Annotated in this window: 14 protein-coding genes; 11 read left to right on the top strand and 3 right to left on the bottom strand. The window is 71.9% G+C overall.

All coding sequences use genetic code 11. From position 1 onward, the window contains the following. Positions 1–49: 49 nt before the first annotated feature. From PS467_RS02815 to PS467_RS02780, 8 genes are all read left to right on the top strand, one after another. The gene (locus tag PS467_RS02815; protein ID WP_311033806.1) at positions 50–2593 is read left to right on the top strand and encodes a beta-L-arabinofuranosidase domain-containing protein; all 2544 of its coding nucleotides are present in this window, start codon (positions 50–52) and stop codon (positions 2591–2593) included. Positions 2594–2666: 73 nt separating this feature from the next. Next, the gene (locus PS467_RS02810; RefSeq protein WP_311033805.1) at positions 2667–3674 is read left to right on the top strand and encodes an aldo/keto reductase; all 1008 of its coding nucleotides are present in this window, start codon (positions 2667–2669) and stop codon (positions 3672–3674) included. A 76-nt stretch (positions 3675–3750) separates the two neighbouring features. Next, positions 3751–4785, top strand: a complete 1035-nt coding sequence (locus tag PS467_RS02805; RefSeq protein WP_311033804.1) for a CobW family GTP-binding protein — start codon at positions 3751–3753, stop codon at positions 4783–4785. 96 nt (positions 4786–4881) lie between these two features. Then, positions 4882–6336, top strand: coding sequence for an FG-GAP-like repeat-containing protein (locus PS467_RS02800; RefSeq protein WP_432280529.1), 1455 nt, complete (start codon positions 4882–4884; stop codon positions 6334–6336). Between the two features lie 77 nt (positions 6337–6413). Further along, positions 6414–8357, top strand: coding sequence for a cellulase family glycosylhydrolase (locus tag PS467_RS02795; protein ID WP_311033802.1), 1944 nt, complete (start codon positions 6414–6416; stop codon positions 8355–8357). A gap of 168 nt (positions 8358–8525) precedes the next feature. Further along, positions 8526–9500 (top strand): carbon-nitrogen hydrolase family protein, encoded by a 975-nt coding sequence (locus PS467_RS02790; protein ID WP_311033801.1) that lies wholly within the window; start codon positions 8526–8528, stop codon positions 9498–9500. Between the two features lie 108 nt (positions 9501–9608). After that, positions 9609–9848, top strand: coding sequence for a hypothetical protein (locus PS467_RS02785; protein WP_311033800.1), 240 nt, complete (start codon positions 9609–9611; stop codon positions 9846–9848). Positions 9849–9907: 59 nt separating this feature from the next. Beyond that, entirely contained in the window at positions 9908–10228 is a 321-nt protein-coding gene (locus PS467_RS02780) for a toxin Doc (protein WP_311039751.1), read from the top strand. 115 nt (positions 10229–10343) lie between these two features. Here the strand turns inward: PS467_RS02780 and PS467_RS02775 are convergent, their stop codons facing one another. The 3 genes from PS467_RS02775 to PS467_RS02765 all read right to left on the bottom strand — a co-directional run bounded on the left by PS467_RS02775 (position 10344) and on the right by PS467_RS02765 (position 13498). Next, positions 10344–11624, bottom strand: coding sequence for an MFS transporter (locus PS467_RS02775; protein WP_311033799.1), 1281 nt, complete (start codon positions 11622–11624; stop codon positions 10344–10346). 71 nt (positions 11625–11695) lie between these two features. Beyond that, positions 11696–12199: a MarR family winged helix-turn-helix transcriptional regulator gene (locus tag PS467_RS02770; protein WP_268969804.1), complete on the bottom strand. Its 504-nt coding sequence runs from the start codon at positions 12197–12199 to the stop codon at positions 11696–11698. Positions 12200–12250: 51 nt separating this feature from the next. Next, positions 12251–13498, bottom strand: coding sequence for a YVTN family beta-propeller repeat protein (locus tag PS467_RS02765; RefSeq protein ID WP_311033798.1), 1248 nt, complete (start codon positions 13496–13498; stop codon positions 12251–12253). Between the two features lie 588 nt (positions 13499–14086). Between PS467_RS02765 and PS467_RS02760 the strand changes: the two genes are divergently transcribed. The 3 genes from PS467_RS02760 to PS467_RS02750 all read left to right on the top strand — a co-directional run bounded on the left by PS467_RS02760 (position 14087) and on the right by PS467_RS02750 (position 18215). Then, positions 14087–14986, top strand: a complete 900-nt coding sequence (locus tag PS467_RS02760) for a Gfo/Idh/MocA family protein (RefSeq protein ID WP_268969802.1) — start codon at positions 14087–14089, stop codon at positions 14984–14986. 125 nt (positions 14987–15111) lie between these two features. Continuing rightward, positions 15112–15873, top strand: coding sequence for an HAD family hydrolase (locus PS467_RS02755; protein WP_311033797.1), 762 nt, complete (start codon positions 15112–15114; stop codon positions 15871–15873). After that, positions 15870–18215, top strand: coding sequence for a glycoside hydrolase family 65 protein (locus PS467_RS02750; RefSeq protein WP_311033796.1), 2346 nt, complete (start codon positions 15870–15872; stop codon positions 18213–18215). The genes PS467_RS02755 and PS467_RS02750 overlap by 4 nt, the downstream gene beginning before the upstream one ends.

Here is an 18215-nt window from a genome sequence, read left to right as displayed (position 1 = left end):
CCGACCCCGCCGACCGACCCAGCGTTCACGAACCTCAGTGAGGGAAGTCATGAGCGAACCAGTCAACCGACGGCACTTCATCACCACCGCCGCCGCAGGCACCGCGGCCGTGGCACTCACCGCCGCCGGAGCGGGCACCGCCGAGGCGGCCGCCCCGGCCCCCGCCGCGGCCTCCCGCAAACCCAAGGCGCTGACCGGCGTCCGGCCCTTCCCGCTCACCGCCGTGACCCTGCTCCCCGGCGCCTTCCAGGACAACCAGGCCCGCAACACCGCCTATCTGCGCTTCGTCGACATCGACCGGCTGCTGCACACCTTCCGGCTCAACGTCGGCCTCCCCAGCAGCGCCCAGCCCTGCGGCGGCTGGGAGAGCCCCAGCACCGAACTGCGCGGCCACAGCACCGGCCACCTGCTGTCCGGACTGGCCCTGACCTACGCCAACACCGGCGACACCGCACTGCTCGACAAGAGCCGCACCCTGGTCTCGGCGCTCGCCGCCTGCCAGGCGAAGTCCCCGGCCGCGGGCTACGGCGAGGGCTATCTCTCGGCCTTCCCCGAGAGCTTCTTCGACCGGCTGGAGGCCGGCACCGGGGTGTGGGCCCCGTACTACACCATCCACAAGATCATGGCCGGACTCGTCGACCAGTACCGGCTCACCGGCAACGCCGAGGCCCTGGAGACCGTGAAACGCCAGGCCGCCTGGGTCGACACCCGTACCGGGAAGCTCGGCTACGACCAGATGCAGCGCGTGCTCCAGACCGAGTTCGGCGGTATGAACGACGTCCTCGCCGATCTGCACGCGATCACCGGTGACAGCCGCTGGCTGGAGGTCGCCGAACGCTTCACCCACGCCCGCGTCTTCGACCCCCTCGCCCGGAACGAGGACCAGCTCGCCGGGCTGCACGCCAACACCCAGATCCCCAAGATGGTCGGCGCCATGCGGCTGTGGGAGGAGGGACTCGACAGCCGCTACCGCACCATCGGGGAGAACTTCTGGAAGATCGTCACCGATCATCACACCTATGTCATCGGCGGGAACAGCAACGGGGAGGCGTTCCACGAGCCGGACGCCATCGCCGCCCAGCTGTCCAACACCTGCTGCGAGAACTGCAACAGCTACAACATGCTCAAGCTCACCCGGCTGATCCACTTCCACGCGCCGGACCGCACCGAACTGCTCGACTACTACGAGCGCACCCTGTTCAACCAGATGCTGGGGGAGCAGGACCCGGACTCGGCCCACGGCTTCAACATCTACTACACCGGCCTCGCCCCCGGCTCCTTCAAACAGCAGCCGTCCTTCATGGGCACCGATCCGAACCAGTACTCCACCGACTACGACAACTTCTCCTGCGACCACGGCAGCGGCATGGAGACCCAGGCCAAGTTCGCCGACACCATCTACACCCACGCCGACCGCACCCTGCTGGTGAACCTCTTCATCCCCTCCGAGCTGCGCTGGCGGGAGAAGGGCATTACCTGGCGCCAGACCACCGGCTTCCCCGACCAGCAGGCCACCACCCTCACCGTCGCCTCCGGCGGCGCCTCGCTCGAACTGCGCGTCCGCGTCCCCTCCTGGGCGGCGGGGGCCCGCGCCAAGCTCAACGGCACCACCCTCGCCGACCGGCCGGAGCCCGGCAGCTGGCTGATCATCGACCGCCGGTGGAAGACCGGCGACCGGGTCGAGGTGACCCTGCCGATGACGCCGGCGTTCGAGCCGACCCCCGACGACCCCGATGTCCAGGCCGTGCTCTACGGACCCGTCGTGCTCGCCGGGGCGTACGGCAGCGGCGCCGGGATGACCATGCCGCGCCTGGATACCGGCTCGGTCACCCAGAAGGCCACCAACCCCCTGCGGTTCGGCGCCACGGCCGACGGGGAGAGCGTGACCCTGCTGCCGGTCGCCCGCGTCCACCACCAGTACTACAACGTCTACTGGCTGACCGGCGAGCCGCCCAGCCCGCCGCCCGCCTTCGCCGCCTGGCACCGCTTCGACGAGACCTCCGGCACCACCGCCGCCGACGCAACCGGCCACGGCATGACCGCCCGGCTCACCGGCGGCGCCACCTGGACGACGGGCCGGACCGGCGGTGCGGTCGCCCTGAACGGCACGGACGGCCATGTCGCCCTGGCCGACGACGTCCTCGCCGGCGCCGGCGCGTACTCCCTGGCCACCTGGGTCCGGCTGGACGGCACACCCGCCACCTGGACCCGGATCTTCGACATCGGCACCGGGGTCACCGCCAATATGTTCCTCACCCCCGTCGCCGACTCCGGAAAGCTGCGCTTCGCCATCACCGCGGGCGGCGGCGGAGCCGAACAGCGCATCGAGGCCGACCCGCTGCCCACCGGCCAGTGGGTCCATGTCGCCCTCACCTACGGCGACGGCACGGCCGTCCTCTACACCGACGGGCGCGAGGTGGGACGCAACACCGCCATCACCGTCGAGCCCGTCCACTTCGGCAACCACATCCGCGCCGGCTACCTCGGCAAATCGCAGTACCCGGACCCGTATCTCAAGGCCGCGTTCGACGACTTCCGGATCTACGGCAGAACACTGAGCGCGCAGGAGGTCGCCACCTTGGCCCAAAGCTGACAAGCTCGGGCGGGCGGGCCGTGCCCACGGCCCGCCCGCCCCCGACCGCACCGCACGGACAAGGACGACGCGCATGGTCCACCTCGCCGCCGAGAACCGCTACGACTCCATGCAGTACCAGCGCTGCGGACGCAGCGGTGTGCTGCTGCCGAAGGTCTCGCTCGGGCTGTGGCACAACTTCGGCGACACCCACCCCCTGGAGACCCAGCGCGCGGTGCTGCGCCGCGCCTTCGACCTCGGCGTCACCCACATCGACCTGGCCAACAACTACGGTCCGCCGCCCGGCAGCGCCGAGACCAACTTCGGCGCGCTCTTCGCCCAGGACTTCCGCCCCTATCGCGATGAGCTCTTCATCGCCAGCAAGGCCGGATACCTCATGTGGCCGGGGCCGTACGGCGAATGGGGTTCGCGCAAGTACGTCCTCGCCAGCCTCGACCAGTCGCTGTCCCGGATGGGCCTGGACTACGTCGACGTCTTCTACTCGCACCGCTTCGACCCCGAGACCCCGCTCGAGGAGACCATGGGGGCCCTCGACACCGCGGTGCGGCAGGGCAAGGCGCTCTACGTCGGCCTGTCCAACTACCCGCCGGAGGCGATCGCCGAGGCCGCCGCGATCCTGACGGACCTGCGCACCCCGTACCTGATCAACCAGCATCCGTACTCGATCCTCCAGCGCGACGTCGAGGGCGGGGTGCTCCAGGCGTCGGCCGAGGCGGGCGTCGGGGTCATCGCCTACTCGCCGCTCGCGCAGGGACAGCTCACCGACCGCTATCTGCACGGGGTGCCCGCCGATTCGCGCATGGCGCTCGGCCACTTCCTCAAGCGCGAGACGCTCACCGAGGAGCGGCTGACCCTGCTGCACGCCCTGAACAAGCTCGCCGAGGGGCGCGGCCAGACCCTCGCCCAGCTGGCGCTCGCATGGGTGCTGCGCGATCCGCGGGTGGTCTCGGTGCTGATCGGCGCGAGCGGCGTCGCCCAGCTGGAGCAGAACATCGCGGTCCTGGACTCGCCCGGCTTCAGCGACGCCGAGCTGGCCGAGATCGACCGTCTCTCGGCGGAGGCGGGGGTGGACATCCCCTGACGGCCGGCCGGCCGGTGGCCGGATAGCATGAGCGGTCCGTCCGCGAACACCGACACCCCGCACGGAGAGACGCGCCTTGGCCACACAACGGATTCCGGTCATCCTCGTCACGGGTTTTCTGGGCTCCGGGAAGACCACGATGCTCAACCATCTGATGCGGGACAGCGCGGACACCCGGATCGGGGTCATCGTCAACGACTTCGGGTCCATCAACATCGACGCCCTGGCCGTCGCCGGACAGGTCGACTCGATGATCCCGATCGAGAACGGCTGTCTGTGCTGCGCGGCGGACGCCTCCGAGATGGACGAGATGCTCGCCCGGCTCACCGAGCCGGAGCTGCGCATCGATGTCGTGGTGATCGAGGCCAGCGGTCTGGCCGAGCCGCAGAGCATGATCCGTGCGCTGCTGTCCAGCACCAATGAGCGGATCGTCTACGGCGGGCTGGTGGAGGTCGTGGACGCGGCGGAGTTCGGGGACACCCGCGCCCGCCATCCCGAGCTCGATCGCCATGTCCGCGCCGCCGACCTCGTGGTGCTCAACAAGACCGACCGCGTCACCGAGGACGAGCGGGACGATCTCCTGGAGACCCTCCAGGAGATCGCCCCCGGCGCGCCGGTGCTGACCGCCGCGCACGGACGCGTCGACCCCGCTCTGCTGTTCGACCACCAGCCCCGCGAGGCCTCCGAGGAGCGCTTCCGGCAACTGTCGTTCGCCGATGTCTGCGCCGACGGCCACGAGCACGGCCACCACCTCCACGCCGCGTACGACAGCGTGGAGTTCACCTCGGCCGAGCCGCTCCATCCGCAGCGGCTGATGGCATTCCTCGACAGCCGCCCGGTGGGCCTCTACCGCGTCAAGGGCTTCCTCCACTTCGCGGGCGCGGGCTCGGAGCGGAAGTTCGGACTGCACGCGGTCGGGTCGTACCTCCGCTTCCAGCCCTCGCCCTGGGAGCCCGGCGAGCCCCGGGTCACCCAGCTGGTGCTGATCGGCACCGGGATCGACGCCGACGCCCTCACCAAGCGGCTGGCGGAATGTGCGGTGACCGCCACGGAGGAGATCGACGAAACGCACATGATGGGCGTGTTGCGCTACGTGGACGCGGCGGACTAGGGAAAATCCCAGGACGAGCGGTACAACCTCGCGGCGGCGCCACCAGTCCTCGTGGGTGTACATCAGGTAAACGCTCATCAACGAGCTGGAGGATGTGTGCGCCCCCGTTCCCTTACCACCGTCGCGCGCTGCGCGACGGTGGTCGCACTCGTGACCACCCCCGTTGTGCTCGCCGTGCCCTCCGCGAGCGCCGCTGAGGTCCGCACCACCGCGGCCGCGGCCCCGAAGACCGACTTCAACCACGACGGACACGCCGACCTCGCCGTCTCCGCCCCGGGCGGCACGGTGGACGGCAAGGCCAAGGCGGGCTACGTCGCCGTGGTCTACGGCTCCGCCTCCGGCGCGGACACCGCCCACCGCCAGGTCATCAGCCAGGCGACCGAGGGCGTACCCGGCGACCCCACCGCGTCGGCGCGCTTCGGGGCCCACACCGTCGCCCGCGACCTGGACGGCGACGGCTACACCGACCTGGCGGTCCAGAGCGGCGACACCCCGGCCATCACGGTCCTGTGGGGTTCGGCGAACGGGCTGACCGGCGGCACCGAGCTGCCCGCCGGCAATGGCGACCACTGGGGCGACAGCGACATCGTGGGGGGTGACTTCAACGGCGACGGCCAGGCCGACCTCGTCGACGTGGTCACCGTCAACGAGGGCTCGGAGGACGAGCGGACCGGAGTGCGCGTCCGCCTCGGCCCCTTCACCCGCGACGGCAAGGAGGCGGGCAGCTCCTTCTCCGACACCGGCCGGTTCGACGGACCGACCAGCCTGACCGCGGGCGACATCACCGGCGACGGCAAGGACGACCTGGTCTCCACCCACGCCTTCGAGGAGATGTCCCAGACCAGCCTGTTCTTCAAGGGCGACGAGCAGGGCCTGTCGCCGGAGCACACCGACATCACCGACGCCGCCTCCGCGGCCATCGGCGACGTCGACAAGGACGGCTACGGCGATCTGATCCTGCGCACCGTGCCCGGTGGCGTGGTCGAGGAGCTGCCGTACGACCACGGCACCCTCAAGGTCCTCTACGGCACCGCGTCGGGGCCGAGCGCCACCCGCACCACGACCATCGACCAGAACACCGCGGGCGTCCCGGGCGTCAACGAGGACGGCGACCAGTTCGGCTACGCGCTCAGCTCCGGCGACGTCAACGGCGACGGCTACGCGGACATCGCCGTCGGCATCCCGTACGAGGACCTGGAGGCCGGCCAGGACGAGGCGGGCAGCGTCGTCCAGCTCTACGGCGGCCCGAACGGGCTGTCCGGCACCGGAGCCCAGGCGTTCACCCAGGCCACCGCCGGGGTCCCCGGCGCCGCCGAGGCGGGCGACCACTTCGGCATGGCGGTCGGGCTCGCCGACACCGACGGCGACGGCAAGGACGACCTGGTCGTGGGCGCCCCCGACGAGGACGGCGCCCAGACCGGCAGCGGCGCGGCATGGGTGCTGCGCGGCCAGGCCGGCGGGCTCACCACCGACGGCGTCGTCTCCTTCGGGCCCAACGCCCTCGGCGCGCCGGAGGCCAGTGCGACCCTGGGTGCCGGATTCCAGCGGTAACCGCGTCGCCGTCGCGCTGAACAACCGTCCATGTGCGAGGAGTTGACGGCCCCTCAGCTTTACTGGACGGTAGGTCCATGCCGACTCATGAGACGCGAGGGACACGGACCGGCCGCCCCCGACCGGGTCGCACCCGGTTGCTCGGGGCGGCCGTGGCGCTGCTGGCGGCGGCCGCCGCGGCCCCGGGCACCCCGGCGGCCGCGGCCGAGGCGCCCTGGTTCGACGGGCGGGCGGCGGACCGGGTGACCGTGGACGGCACCCGGTTCGCCGACGGCCACGGCCGCGAGGTCGTGCTGCGCGGGTTCAACGTCTCCGGCGAGACCAAACTGGAGGAGAACGGCGGACTGCCCTTCGCCACCACCGCCGACGCCAGGACATCCGCCGCCGCCATGCGCGACCTGACCGGCGCCAACGCGGTGCGCTTCCTGCTCTCCTGGGCCCGCGCCGAGCCCCGGCCCGGCCAGGTGGACACCGGCTACCTGGAGCGGGCCACCGCACAGATGAAGGCGTTCCTCGACGCCGGAATCCGGGTCTTCCCCGACTTCCACCAGGACCTGTACTCCCGCCACCTCTTCGACGAGGACAGCTGGTACAGCGGCGACGGCGCACCGGAATGGGTCGTCGACGCGGGCGGATACCCGAAGGAGTCCTGCGGCATCTGCTTCCACTGGGGCCAGAACATCACCCAGAACCAGGCCGTCATGACCGCCACTCGCGACTTCTGGCACAACCGCGCCCTGACCACCGACGCGGGCACCATCGGGGTCCAGGACGCCTTCCTGGACACGGCCGAGAAGACCATGAGCCACCTGTCGCGGCACCTCACCGACGACGAGTTCACCCGCGTCGTCGGCTTCGACCCGCTCAACGAGCCCTACGCGGGCGTCTACGACGCCGGCCAGAACAGCCGCACCTGGGAGAAGAGCGTGCTGTGGCCCTTCTACGAGAAGTTCCGCGCCCGGATGGACGCCGCGGGCTGGCAGGACAAACCCGCCTTCGTGGAGCCCAACATGTTCTGGAACTCCAACCTGGACTTCCAGCGCCAGGAAGGCGGCTTCCTCGACACCGCGAAGCCGGGCCCCGACTACGTCCTCAACACCCACTACTACGACCAGAAGGCCATCTCCGGCGTCTTCATGCCCGGCAAGGCGGCCGACGGCCAGTACGCGGCCGACTTCGGCGCCCTGCGCGACCGCTCCGCCGCCCTGGACCTCCCCGCCGTCATGAGCGAGTTCGGCCATCCGCTGACCGGCTTCACCTCCGACAAGGCCCCCACCGTCGTCAAGGGCATGTACCAGGCGCTCGACTCCCGCCTCCCCGGCGCCACCTGGTGGACCCGGCCGGCCGGCTCCGGCGCCGTGCTCTCCTCCACCCAGTGGCAGTGGGACATCTACAGCGGCCGCCACCACGAGGCCATGAACGGCGACACCGGGGAGATCCTCACCGAGGGCGACGCCTGGAACGGCGAGGACCTCTCGGCCGTCCGCCTCGACGACTCCGGCGACGCCGCGCTGCGCCAGGACACCCGGCTGCTCGACCGGCTCTACCCGCGCGCCGTCGCGGGCACCACCCTCGCCTTCACCTTCGAGGACCGCTCCCGGGACGGTTCCACCACGCTCAGCTGGGACCGCATCCCCAGCAGCCTGCCGAACGTCGCGAAGCTCACCGGCTCCGGCCGCTACGGCATGCTGGTGTGGCGCTCCGACGGCGGCACCGACGCGCCCACCGAACTGCGCCTGCCACGCGACTTCGACCCCGCCCGGACCACCGTCGTCTCCGATCTGGGCACCGTCACCGGACCGCCCGCCTACACCGCACACGGCCACACCGCCGACCACCCCATCGCCACCGCCGCGGAGCCCGGCGACGCCGACGGGCACCGGCTGGTGCTCTCCGCCCCGGCCGACGCGGGCACCGTGCATTACGCGCTGATCGCCGACGGCACCGCCGGTCCCTCGGCCGAGCTGCGCGCGGCCGCCCAGAGCGAACTCACCCGGTGGGCCGCGGACGCCGGCTTCTGAGCCCCGCACTCTCCGTACGCCCGGCCCCCGGCCCCCGGCCCCTCGTCAACTCACCCCGCCCGCAGGTAGCGTGGCGGCATGCTGTGACGCCCGCCCCGCCCCCGGGGTCCGCCGGAAACCTCCTTCGCACCGTCCGCACGCCATCGAAGACCGAAGGAGGCATCCGCCATGACCACCCTCACCGTCGCCCTGCTCCAGCTCGCCCCGCCCGGCCACGACCCGCGCACGAACCTCGCCCTCGGCGAGGCGGCCTGCCGCCGGGCCAGGGCCCTCGGCGCGGACATCGCGCTCTTCCCCGAGATGTGGAGCAACGGCTACCGCTCCGCCGTCCCGGACGGCTCCGCCGACGGCGATCTCTACCGTCATCCGTCGCTGTGGGACGGCGCCCGCCCCTCGGCCGCACCGCGGCCCGAACCCGTCTGGCTCGGCGAGCCGATCACCCGCGACTCGCCCTTCGTCACCCGCTTCCGCGAGCTGGCCGCCGAACTCGGGATGGCGATCGCGCTCACCTATCTGGAGCGCTGGGACGGGCCGCCGCGCAACACCTGCTCCCTCATCGACCGGCACGGCCGGCTGGTCCTGACCTACGCCAAGGTGCACACCTGCGCCTTCGACCTGCCCGAGGCCGCCCTGACCCCGGGGACGGGGTTCGAGGTATGCGCCCTGGACACGGCGGTGGGCGAGGTGCTGACCGGGGTGATGATCTGCTACGACCGTGAGTTCCCGGAGAGCGCCCGCGCCCTGATGCTCGCCGGAGCGGAGATCGTCCTCACCCCGAACGCCTGCGAGCTGGAGAGCAACCGGCTCTCCCAGTTCCGCTCCCGCGCCACGGAGAACATGACCGGGATGGCCCTGGCCAACTACGCCGGTCCCGGCTGGGGCCACTCCGTCGCCCACGACGGCGTCGCCTTCGCCGACGGCCGGTCGCGGAACACCCTGGTGATCGAGGCGGGCGAGGCCGAGGGGATCTATCCGGCGGTCTTCGACCTCGACGCGCTGCGCGACTACCGGCGCCGGGAGACCTGGGGGGACGCCTTCCGCCGCCCCGCCGCCTACCGCAGCCTGACCGGCCGCACGGTGCGCGGACCCTTCGTCCGGGTGGGGCCCGACGGCGCTCCGGTCCCCGGCCGCAGCCGTCCGTAACCGCTCGCGACCACTCACCACCCGCGAAATGATTGTCCAGTACCTACAAAAACCTGATCTGAGCTGGGGCGATTGCTGCCCGGGTACCTGCTGAGTAGGGTGTCCCGCATGTCAGCACTCAACGTGGAATTCAGCGATCGGGAACTTGAGGACCTCCGCCAGATCGCGAAGGAACGCGGTACGACGATGAAGGCCCTCGTCCGTGAGGCGACCGTGGCCGACATCGCGCGGCACCGCGCTCTTCAGGAGGGTGCCGAGGTCTTCCGGCGGTTCTTCGCGGACAACGCCGACGCCTTCGCGGACGCGTTCCCCGACGATGAGCACCGCAACCCCGGGCAGGCCGCGTGACCACGGCCCCGCTGCTGCACATCGACGTCCCCTGGCTGCTCCAGCGCCATGAGGAGGTCATGCCGGAACAGCCGGCCATCTCGGACTTCTCAGGGCTGGTCGCCGCGGTGGCCCGGCACCGTGTCGACCCGCCGCGCCTGGGTGTCGATCCCGACCCCGCGTGGCGGGCCGCGGCCCTGCTGCACACCCTCGCCCTGCTCAGGCCGCTCCCGGCGAGCAACGCGCTGTTCGCCAGCGCGACCGCGGTCGCCTATATGCACGCCTCGGGCGAGGGCATCGACCCGCCGTACGGGGCGCTGATCGACCTGGTCCGCGACATCCTCTCGGGCAAGGTCGACTGTTTCGACGCGGCGGTCCGCATCCGCTCCTGGCGGATCTGAGGGAACCCTCCGTACGCGGAGACCCGCGGCCGTGAGGGCGGCCGCGGGTACCTCGGAGCAGTGGTCCGGCGCCGTGCGGGGCGGACCGTGAGCGCGCCGGGCCCGCCCCTCGCCGTCAGCCGGCCGAGCCGAGCTCCTCGGCCAGCGCCTGCTGCTCCAGCGTCTCCCGCCGCTCCTCGGCCGGGGTGTGACCGGCCGCCTCCGCCGCCTGGACCCGCTCGGCCTCGGCGAGCAGCGAGTGCCCGGTGGCCAGGACGCCGATGCCCAGCGCGACCGCGGCGGCACCGATGTAGAACGGCAGATGCACACCGTTGTGCTCGGCGATCTTGCCCGCGGCGTACGGGGCCAGACCGCCGCCGATGAAGCGGACGAAACCGTAGGAGGCGGAGGCCACGGGCCGTTCGACCGGGGCGACGGTCATCACCGCCTGGGTGGTGATCGTGTTGTTGATCCCGATGAAGGCACCGGCCACGATCACCGCCACGATCAGCGTCGTCTTGGAGTCGGTGAAGAGGCCGATGACGAGGATGTCGAGCGCGAACAGCGCCAGATTCAGATACAGCGAACGGGCTATGCCGAGCCGCGCCTGGAGCCAGGGGGCGCCGAAGACCGAGAAGAAGGCGACGAGCAGACCCCAGCCGGTGAAGACATAGCCGAGCTCATGGGTGCCCAGGTCCATCGGGAACGGCGCATAGCCCAGCACCGTGAAGAAGCCCCAGTTGTAGCAGAGCGCGGTCAGCCCCATGGTGAGCAGTCCGCGGTGGCGCAGCGCCTTGATCGGATCGGCGACCGAGGCCCGGCGTGCCGGGGTCGGGGTGGGCTGGACCAGCACGATGGTCGCGATCAACGCGATGGCCATCAGGACCGCCACGCCGAAGAACGGCCCGCGCCAGCTGATCCCGCCGAGCTCACCGCCGAGCAGCGGCCCGACCGCGATGCCGATGCCCAGGGCGGTCTCGTAGAGGATGATCGCGCCGGCGAAGCCACCGCTGGCCGAGCCGACGATGACGGCGAGCGAGGTGGCGATGAACAGCGCGTTGCCCAGGCCCCAGCCGGCGCGGAAGCCGACGATGCCGTCGATGCTGCCGGACGCCCCGGCCGCCGCGGCGAAGACCACGATGAGCACCAGACCGGCCACCAGAGTGCGCTTGGCGCCGATCCGGCTGGAGACGAAACCGGTGATCAGCATGGCGACGGCGGTGACCACCAGATAGCTGGTGAACAGCAGCGACACCTGGCTCGGCGTGGCGTGCAGCTGAGCGGAGAGGGAGGGCAGGATCGGATCCACCAGGCCGATGCCCATGAAGGAGATCACGCAGGCGAAGGCGACCGCCCATACGGCCTTCGGCTGCTTGAAGGGGTTGGTGGTGCGGGGATGAGCGGGATGAGCGGACAAGAAGGGCTCCGTCGGTCAGGGCCCGAGCCGTGACGACATGGCAAGCCGTGGCGCGGCAGGGTGCCGAGTGATCAGGAAGCGGTGCCCCCCGGGGCCTTCCGTGTCCGTGCCGCGCTCTCGACCAGCCGCTGGAAGGCGGGGGTGGCGGCGCGGACGGCGGTGGCGAGTGCCTGTTGGTCCTCGGGGGAGAGAGTGGCCAGCAGTTCGGCGAGACGTTCCGTACGGTCGCGGCGCCGCTCGGCGAGCAGCTCCCGGCCGGCGTCGGAGATCGCCACCAGCACCACCCGGCCGTCGTGGGGATCGTCGACCCGGGTCACCAGGCCCTGCCGCTCCAGTCGCTGGATCAGCTGGGTCATCGAGGGCTGGGTGACACCCTCGTCGGAGGCGAGGGCCGTCAGCCGGGACGGGCCCTCCCGGCTGAGCCGGCCAAGGGTCGAGGCGGCGGTGAAACTGATGTCCCGGTTGGTCAGATGGCGCACCGCGAGGAACGCCAGCTGCTCCAGCGCCTCCGCGACCTCCTCACGGGTCACGGGGGCGTCGGTTTCCCGGGGACCGGACTGCTGTGTGTACTCCACATCCAGATTTTATATCACGCCTCTATATAGGCAGGCTATGCAAGTGCCTTCTCAGCGGAAGATCCCGGTGTGGCCGAGGGAGTAGCGGCCGGGCTGGGGGTAGACCGCGAGCCCGTGCGGGCCGCCGCCGACCGGGATCCGGGCGCGCAGCCGGCCGTTGCGGGTGTCGATCGCGTACACCTCGCCGTTGTACCGCCCCGACAGCCACAGCACCTTGCCGTCGCTGGACACCCCGCCCATGTCGGGGCTGCCGCCGCCGGGGAGCCGCCAGCGCTGGACGAGCTTGCCGGTCTTGAAGGACAGCACCGAGATGGTGCCCTCGCCGCGGTTGGAGATGTACATGGAGCGGGAGTCGCGGCTGACGTAGAGGCCGTGGGTGCCCTTCCCGGTGGGCAGCAGCCGTGGCGTGCCGAAGGTGTCGCCGTTGAGCACCCACAGGCCGTTCGCCACCATGTCGGCGATATACCAGGTCTTGCCGTTCGGTGAGATCTTGACGTCCTGCGGCATGGCCCCGGCGATCGGCAGCCGCTGCTTGGCGATCACCTTCCGCTTCGCCGTGTCCACCTTCAGCAGCTCACCGGAGAACTCGCACGAGACGATGAAGTAGCGCCCGTCGGGGGAGAAGTCGGCGTGGTTGACGCCGTAGCAGTCCACCGGCACCGACTTCACCACCTTCATGCTGTGCGCGTCCCGGAAGACCAGGGCCCGGTCCTTGGAGGCCATCACCACGGCGTACTTGCCGTCCGGGGTGAAGTAGAGGTTGTACGGGTCATGGACGTCCACCGGGCGGCCGGCCCGGCCGTTGGCGGGATTGATGGGGGTGAGGGTGTTGCCCAGGTCGTTGTTGACCCACAGCGTCTTCAGATCCCACGACGGCACCACGTGCTGCGGCTGACGGCCCACCGGAATTGTGCGGATGACCTTGAACTTCTCCGGATCGATGACGCTCACCGTGTCCGAGAGCGTATTGGGCACGTACACCCGCGACGGAAAGTCCTCCACCACCCGGGACAGCTTCCCCGGCCGGTCGGCCGCGTACAGGTCCTGGGGGTCCAGCGGCGGTGGCATCCCCGGCAGCAGCCGGGCGCGCGCGGCTCTCCTCTTCGCCGCCGCCGACGCGGCCGCGGACGCCGCCGCCGCGCTCGCCCGTGCCGACGCCGACCTCGCCCGGTCGGGCTTGTGCTCGCCGGAGGCACAGGAGGGGACCGCGGCCCCGCACAGCAGCAGGGCCACCGCGGCCCGGACCGTGGCGCGGTGCCGGTACGCGGGGGAGAGGGAGCGGGACGAGCCACGGACCACGGGTGCCTCCGGCGGTGAGGGTGGGCTTCGGCCGTCACCCGCACCGCGGCCGGCCATGGCCTCACCCTGGCACCGCCCCCGCCCACCGGCATCCGCCCGCGGCCGAGCGGGGGAGGGACGTCCCGCCCCCGGCCGAAGCGGCCGGGGCACGTCCGGCCCGGGCCGCCGTGAGCCCGCGACCCCCGGCCCGGGGCCCGGCCGCGTCGCCGGGGTACCTCCGAGCGGGCCCCGCCGGGAGCCTCGCCTCGCATCGCCTCGCCCGAGGTTGCCTGGCCGACGCGCGGGCTGGGCGGTGCGGCCGCCGGCCCTCCGTCCCGTGGTGTCAGGGCTGGTGGTACGCACCCGCTTCCCGGTGTGCCGGTCCCCGGTCCGCCGGGGCGGGGGCCAACCACTGGTCCCGGACGTGCGGCCGGCCGCCGGGAGACGCCTCTCCGGCGCGGTTCCGGGGTGCGGTGCGCGGCTCCACCCCGAAGCCGGCGGCGCGTGATGGACGCGGGGACACCCCCTGGGAGGACGCTCCCCGGCCCCCGTAGGATCGCGGCCGACGCCGGAGGCACCGGTGGGGCTTCGTACGGAGGGGGACGGACAGTGCGGTTCGGACTGCTGGGCACCGGACACTGGGCGGCCGAGACCCACGCGGCGGCGCTCACCGCGCACCCCGTGGCCGAACTCGCCGGGATCTGGGGGCGCGATCCGGCGAAGGCACAGGCGCTGGCGGACCGCTGGGGCACCCGTGCCTACCCGCACGCCGACGCGCTGATCGCCGATGTGGACGCCGTCGCCATCGCGCTGCCGCCGGACATCCAGAGCGACCTCGCCGAGCGGGCCGCGCTGGCCGGGCGCCATCTGCTCCTGGACAAGCCGCTGGCCTTCACCACCGAGGCGGCCGACCGGATCGTGCGCGCCGTGGACGAGCGCTCACTGGCCTCGGTCGTGTTCTTCACCAAGCGCTTCGCGGCACCCGTCGAGACCTTCCTCCAGGAGGCCGCGGCGGCCGGCGGCTGGGACGGCGGCCGTGTCACCCACTTCGCCTCGATATTCCAGCCCGACGGCCGCTACCGCGACTCCCACTGGCGGCGGGAGCGGGGCGGGCTGTGGGACGTCGGCCCGCACGCCCTGTCCGTCCTGCTGCCGGTCCTCGGCCCGGTGGCCGAGGTCACCGCACTCGGCGGGCCGCGCGGGGCCGCGCATGTGCTGCTGCGCCACCACCGCGGCGCGATCGGCACGCTCGCGCTCACCCTGGACGCCCGGCCCGCCGCCCAGGGATTCTCCGGCGACTTCTACGGTGAGCGGGGGACCGTCACGATCCCCGACGCGGACACCACCGCGGTGGCGGCCTTCACCACGGCCGTCGACCGGCTGCTGAGCGGCGCGCGCGACGGCGGGGCGGCCGACCCCTGTGACGTACGGTTCGGCCGTGAGGTCGTCGCCGTCCTGGAGGCCGCCGACCGCTCCCGCCGCGAGGGACGCACCGCCGTACCGCGCTGAGCCGCAGCCGGCTCCCGGTCCGGCCGGTTCCCGGTCTGGTCGGTACCCGGTCCGGTCCGGCCGGTTCCCCGCCCGGTCGGCCGGTTCCCGGGCATACTCCGGCCGTTCCGGGGGAATCGGGGGCCATGACCGACCTCTGCCTGCCCGATTCCATCCGGGCCTGCCTGTTCGATCTCGACGGCGTGCTGACCCGGACGGCGGTGGTGCACGCGGCGGCGTGGAAGCAGACGTTCGACGAGTATCTGCGGCGGCGCGACGGCCCCTCCTTCCGCCCCTTCGACTCGACCCGCGACTACGACGAATACGTGGACGGCAGGCCACGCGCCGACGGGGTGCGCACCTTCCTGGCCTCCCGGGGCATCGACCTCCCCGAGGGAGACCCGGACGATCCGCCGGACAAGGACACCGTGCACGGCCTGGGCAACCGCAAGAACATCCTGGTCCTGGAGAAGATCCGGCAGGAGGGGGTGGAGGCGTATCCCGGCTCGGTGCGCTTCGTGCGGGCCACGCGCGCCGCGGGGCTGCGCACCGCGGTCGTCTCCTCCAGCGCCAACTGCCGCGATGTGCTGATCGCCGCCGGTATCGAGCCCCTCTTCGAGGTGCGGATCGACGGTGTGGTCGCCGCCGAGCGCAAGCTGCCCGGCAAACCGCGCCCCGACACCTTCCTGGAGGCCGCCCGGGAGCTGGAGGTCGCCCCCGGGGCGGCCGCCGTCTTCGAGGACGCCCTGGCGGGCATGGAGGCCGGGCGCGCCGGGCACTTCGGCCAGGTCATCGGCGTGGACCGGGTCGGCCAGGCCGACGCGCTGCGCGCACACGGCGCCGACACCGTGGTCCAGGACCTCGCCGAGCTGCTGGGGAACGCACAGAACGCGGAGGGCGACTCGTGATCACCGATTCCTCGTACGCCGTCGACCCCTGGCTGCTGCGGGAGACCGATCTCCGGCTGGATCTGCTGCCCCAGAGCGAATCGGTCTTCGCGCTCTCCAACGGCCATATCGGCTGGCGCGCCAATCTCGACGAGGGAGAGCCCCACGGCCTCCCCGGCTCGTACCTCAACGGGGTGTACGAACGGCGTCCCCTGCCCTACGCCGAGGCCGGGTACGGCTATCCCGAGGCCGGCCAGACGATGATCAACGTCACCAACGGCAAGATCATCCGGCTGCTGGTGGACGACGAGCCCTTCGATCTGCGCTACGGACGGCTGCGCTCCCATGAACGCGTGCTCGATCTGCGCGGGGGAGTGCTGCACCGCACCTGCGAGTGGACCTCGCCGTCCGGCACCAGCGTCCGGGTCCGCTCCACCCGGCTGGTCTCCCTCACCCAGCGGGCCATCGGCGCCATCGCCTACGAGGTCGAGGCCCTGGACGCCCGCGTCCGCGTCGTCGTCCAGTCCGAACTGGTCGCCAACGAGCAGCTGCCCGAGCGCGGGGGCGACCCCCGGGTGGCCGAGGCCCTGGAGTCCCCGCTGAACCCCGAGGAGAACGCCGCCGACGACAAGCGGCTGCGGCTGATCCACTGCACCGAGGCCAGCTGTCTGCGGGTCGCGGCCGCCGCGGACCACCTGATCACGGGGCCGCCGCCGACCCGCCACGCCAGCGAGAGCACCGACGACGTCGCCCGTCTGACCGTCACCTCGGTACTGGAGCCGGGCCAGGTCCTGCGGCTGGAGAAACTGGTCGCCTACGGCTGGTCCGGCGCCCGCTCGCTGCCGGCCGTACGGGACCAGGTCGAGGCCGCGCTGGCCGGGGCCGCCAGCACCGGCTGGCGGGGCCTGGTGGACCAGCAGCGCGATTGGCTGGAGGACTTCTGGTCCCGGTCCGATGTGGAGGTCGACGGCGACGCCGAGATCCAGCAGGCCGTGCGCTTCGCCCTCTTCCACGTCCTTCAGGCCGGTGCCCGTGCCGAGGAACGGGCCATCCCCGCCAAGGGCCTCACCGGCTCCGGCTACGACGGCCACTCCTTCTGGGACACCGACACCTTCGTGCTGCCCCTGCTCACCTACACCTTCCCCGAGTCCGTGGCCGAGGCGCTGCGCTGGCGCCAGTCCATCCTGCCCGCCGCCCGGGAGCGGGCCCGGCAGCTGAACCACGAGGGCGCCGCCTTCCCCTGGCGCACCATCGACGGCTCCGAATGCTCCGGCTACTGGCCGGCCGGCACCGCGGCCTTCCACGTCAACGCCGATGTGGCGGACGCGGTGGTGCGCTATGTGGCGGCCAGCGGGGACGACGAGTTCGAGCGCGATTCCGCCGTGGAGCTGCTGGTGGAGACTGCCCGGCTGTGGCGTTCGCTGGGCCACCACGACCACCACGGCCGCTTCCACATCGACGGGGTGACCGGCCCGGACGAGTACAGCGCCATCGCCGACGACAACGTCTACACCAACCTGATGGCCCAGTCGAACCTGCGGGCCGCCGCGGACATCGTCGAACGCCACCCGGACAAGGGCGCCGAACTGGGCGTCGACGACGAGGAGGCAGCCGCGTGGCGGGACGCCGCCGAGTCCATGTCGGTCCCGTACAACAAGTCCATGGGGGTCCACGAGCAGTCCGCGGACTTCACCGGCCACCAGGAGTGGGACTTCCAGGGCACCCGCCCCGACCAGTACCCGCTGATGCTCCACTTCCCCTACTTCGACCTGTACCGCAAGCAGGTGGTCAAACAGGCCGACCTGGTGCTGGCGATGTATCTGCGCGGCGAGTGCTTCACCGAGGAGCAGAAGGCCCGCAACTTCGACTACTACGAGCGGCTGACGGTCCGGGACTCCTCCCTGTCCGCGTCCTCCCAGGCCGTCATGGCCGCCGAGGTCGGCCATCTGCGGCTCGCCTACGACTACCTGGGCGAGGCGGCCCTGATGGACCTGCGGGACCTGGAGCACAACACCCGCGACGGTCTGCACATCGCCTCGCTCGCCGGCACCTGGATCGCCCTGGTCGCCGGATTCGGCGGGATGCGGCACCGCGACGGCTGGCTGGAGTTCTCGCCCAAGCTGCCCGAGAAGCTGGCCCGGCTCGCTTTCACCATGCAGGTGCTGCGCCGGCGGCTGCGCGTGGAGATCACCGACCGCAGGGTCACCTACTCCCTGACCGAGGGCGCCCCCCTGGAGATCCGGCACTACGGTGAGCGCCTCACCGTCTCCGACAAGAACCCCCAGACCCGCGACATCCCCGAGCTGACGGCCCGCCCCGAACCCCGTCAGCCACCCGGCCGACGCCCGAACCGCCGCGCCTGA

Origin of the sequence: Streptomyces luomodiensis, from assembly GCF_031679605.1 — a bacterium.
In the GTDB taxonomy this organism is placed as follows: Bacteria; Actinomycetota; Actinomycetes; order Streptomycetales; family Streptomycetaceae; genus Streptomyces; species Streptomyces luomodiensis.
Note: the sequence above shows the minus strand (reverse complement) of the source record. Positions and strands in the feature narration are given on the sequence as shown.

Excerpts from the sequence above, each read along its gene's own strand:
- PS467_RS02780 (WP_311039751.1), top strand. The coding sequence starts at position 9,908 with ATGCCGGAACAGCCGGCCATCTCGGACTTCTCAGGGCTGGTCGCCGCG.
- PS467_RS02795 (WP_311033802.1), top strand. The coding sequence starts at position 6,414 with ATGCCGACTCATGAGACGCGAGGGACACGGACCGGCCGCCCCCGACCG.
- PS467_RS02810 (WP_311033805.1), top strand. The coding sequence starts at position 2,667 with ATGGTCCACCTCGCCGCCGAGAACCGCTACGACTCCATGCAGTACCAG.
- PS467_RS02790 (WP_311033801.1), top strand. The coding sequence starts at position 8,526 with ATGACCACCCTCACCGTCGCCCTGCTCCAGCTCGCCCCGCCCGGCCAC.
- PS467_RS02785 (WP_311033800.1), top strand. The coding sequence starts at position 9,609 with ATGTCAGCACTCAACGTGGAATTCAGCGATCGGGAACTTGAGGACCTC.
- PS467_RS02755 (WP_311033797.1), top strand. The coding sequence starts at position 15,112 with ATGACCGACCTCTGCCTGCCCGATTCCATCCGGGCCTGCCTGTTCGAT.
- PS467_RS02815 (WP_311033806.1), top strand. The coding sequence starts at position 50 with ATGAGCGAACCAGTCAACCGACGGCACTTCATCACCACCGCCGCCGCA.